The 2,997-nt window shown below is 50.2% G+C and carries 1 rRNA gene; it reads right to left on the reverse strand.

Annotated elements, in window-relative coordinates:
- Nucleotides 1–80: 80 nt before the first annotated feature.
- Nucleotides 81–2,971, reverse strand: a 23S ribosomal RNA gene (locus AACV33_RS00790).
- Nucleotides 2,972–2,997 lie beyond the last annotated feature (26 nt).

The following is a 2,997-nucleotide window of genomic DNA, read 5'->3' on the forward strand; positions in this document are numbered from 1 at the left end:
GGAAAGCTGTATTGTGTTCTTAATCACATTCAATCTGTTTCTTGCTATCTTAAATCCGTTCAAAACCCCTTGGGTGTTGTATGGTTAAGCCTCACGGGCAATTAGTACAGGTTAGCTCAATGCCTCGCAGCACTTACACACCCTGCCTATCAACGTCGTAGTCTTCAACAACCCTTTAGGATACTTAAAGTATCAGGGATGACTCATCTCAAGGCTCGCTTCACGCTTAGATGCTTTCAGCGTTTATCGATCCCGAACTTAGCTACCGGGCAATGCTACTGGCGTAACAACCCGAACACCAGAGGTTCGTCCACTCCGGTCCTCTCGTACTAGGAGCAGCCCCTTTCAATCATCCAACGCCCACGGCAGATAGGGACCGAACTGTCTCACGACGTTCTAAACCCAGCTCGCGTACCACTTTAAATGGCGAACAGCCATACCCTTGGGACCGACTTCAGCCCCAGGATGTGATGAGCCGACATCGAGGTGCCAAACACCGCCGTCGATATGAACTCTTGGGCGGTATCAGCCTGTTATCCCCGGAGTACCTTTTATCCGTTGAGCGATGGCCCTTCCATTCAGAACCACCGGATCACTATGACCTGCTTTCGCACCTGCTCGAATTGTCATTCTCGCAGTCAAGCGGGCTTATGCCATTGCACTAACCACACGATGTCCAACCGTGTTTAGCCCACCTTCGTGCTCCTCCGTTACTCTTTGGGAGGAGACCGCCCCAGTCAAACTACCCACCAGGCACTGTCCGCAACCCCGATAAGGGGCCAACGTTAGAACATCAAGCATACAAGGGTGGTATTTCAAGATTGCCTCCACAAATACTAGCGTACTTGCTTCAAAGGCTCCCACCTATCCTACACATGTAGGGTCAATGTTCAGTGCCAAGCTGTAGTAAAGGTTCACGGGGTCTTTCCGTCTAGCCGCGGGTACACTGCATCTTCACAGCGATTTCAATTTCACTGAGTCTCGGGTGGAGACAGCGTGGCCATCATTACGCCATTCGTGCAGGTCGGAACTTACCCGACAAGGAATTTCGCTACCTTAGGACCGTTATAGTTACGGCCGCCGTTTACTTGGGCTTCGATCAAGAGCTTCGACCGAAGTCTAACCCCATCAATTAACCTTCAAGCACCGGGCAGGCGTCACACCGTATACGTCATCTTACGATTTAGCACAGTGCTATGTTTTTAATAAACAGTTGCAGCCACCTGGTATCTGCGACTCCCGGCAGCTTAGAGAGCAAGTCTCATCACCGCTAGGAGCGTACCTTCTCCCGAAGTTACGGTACCATTTTGCCTAGTTCCTTCACCCGAGTTCTCTCAAGCGCCTTAGTATTCTCTACTCGACCACCTGTGTCGGTTTGGGGTACGATTTCTTATAACCTGAAGCTTAGAGGCTTTTCCTGGAAGCATGGCATCAATAGCTTCACATCCGTAGATGCTCGACATCGTGTCTCAGCCTAACAAGAGTCCGGATTTACCTAAACTCTTAGCCTACGCACTTGAACTTGGACGACCGTCGCCAAGCCTACCTAGCCTTCTCCGTCCCCCCATCGCAATTATAAGAAGTACGGGAATATTAACCCGTTTCCCATCGACTACGCTTTTCAGCCTCGCCTTAGGGGTCGACTTACCCTGCCCCGATTAACGTTGGACAGGAACCCTTGGTCTTCCGGCGAGGGGGTTTTTCACCCCCTTTATCGTTACTCATGTCAGCATTCGCACTTCTGATACCTCCAGCATGCCTTACAGCACACCTTCAACGGCTTACAGAACGCTCCCCTACCCAACACAATAAATTGCATTGCCGCAGCTTCGGTGTATAGCTTAGCCCCGTTACATCTTCCGCGCAGGCCGACTCGACCAGTGAGCTATTACGCTTTCTTTAAATGATGGCTGCTTCTAAGCCAACATCCTGGCTGTCTGAGCCTTCCCACATCGTTTCCCACTTAGCTATAACTTTGGGACCTTAGCTGGCGGTCTGGGTTGTTTCCCTCTCCACGACGGACGTTAGCACCCGCCGTGTGTCTCCCGGATAGTACTTACTGGTATTCGGAGTTTGCAAAGGGTTGGTAAGTCGGGATGACCCCCTAGCCTTAACAGTGCTCTACCCCCAGTAGTATTCGTCCGAGGCTCTACCTAAATAGATTTCGGGGAGAACCAGCTATCTCCAAGTTTGATTGGCCTTTCACCCCTAGCCACAAGTCATCCGCTAATTTTTCAACATTAGTCGGTTCGGTCCTCCAGTTGATGTTACTCAACCTTCAACCTGCCCATGGCTAGATCACTTGGTTTCGGGTCTATATCCAGAGACTGAACGCCCAGTTAAGACTCGGTTTCCCTACGGCTCCCCTAAACGGTTAACCTTGCCACTGAATATAAGTCGCTGACCCATTATACAAAAGGTACGCAGTCACATAACAAGTATGCTCCTACTGCTTGTACGTACACGGTTTCAGGTTCTATTTCACTCCCCTCACAGGGGTTCTTTTCGCCTTTCCCTCACGGTACTGGTTCACTATCGGTCAGTCAGTAGTATTTAGCCTTGGAGGATGGTCCCCCCATATTCAGACAGGATATCACGTGTCCCGCCTTACTCGTTTTCACTGATGATGAGATGTCGGTTACAGGGCTATCACCTTGTATCGCGCCACTTTCCAGAGGCTTCACCTGTCTCATTAACAACTTAAGGGCTAACCCAATTTCGCTCGCCGCTACTTTCGGGATCTCGGTTGATTTCTCTTCCTCGGGGTACTTAGATGTTTCAGTTCTCCCGGTTTGCTTCGCTGCGCTATGTATTCACGCAGCGATACTAGCTTATGCTAGTGGGTTTCCCCATTCAGAAATCCCAGACTCAAAAGGTTTTTACTACCTAATCTGGGCTTATCGCAAGTTAATACGTCTTTCATCGCCTCTGACTGCCAAGGCATCCACCGTGTACGCTTAGTCACTTAACCATACAACCCCAAGAGGTTTCGTATGG

It is taken from the genome of Aliivibrio sp. SR45-2 (assembly GCF_963890165.1).
GTDB classification, from domain to species: domain Bacteria; phylum Pseudomonadota; class Gammaproteobacteria; order Enterobacterales; family Vibrionaceae; genus Aliivibrio; species Aliivibrio salmonicida.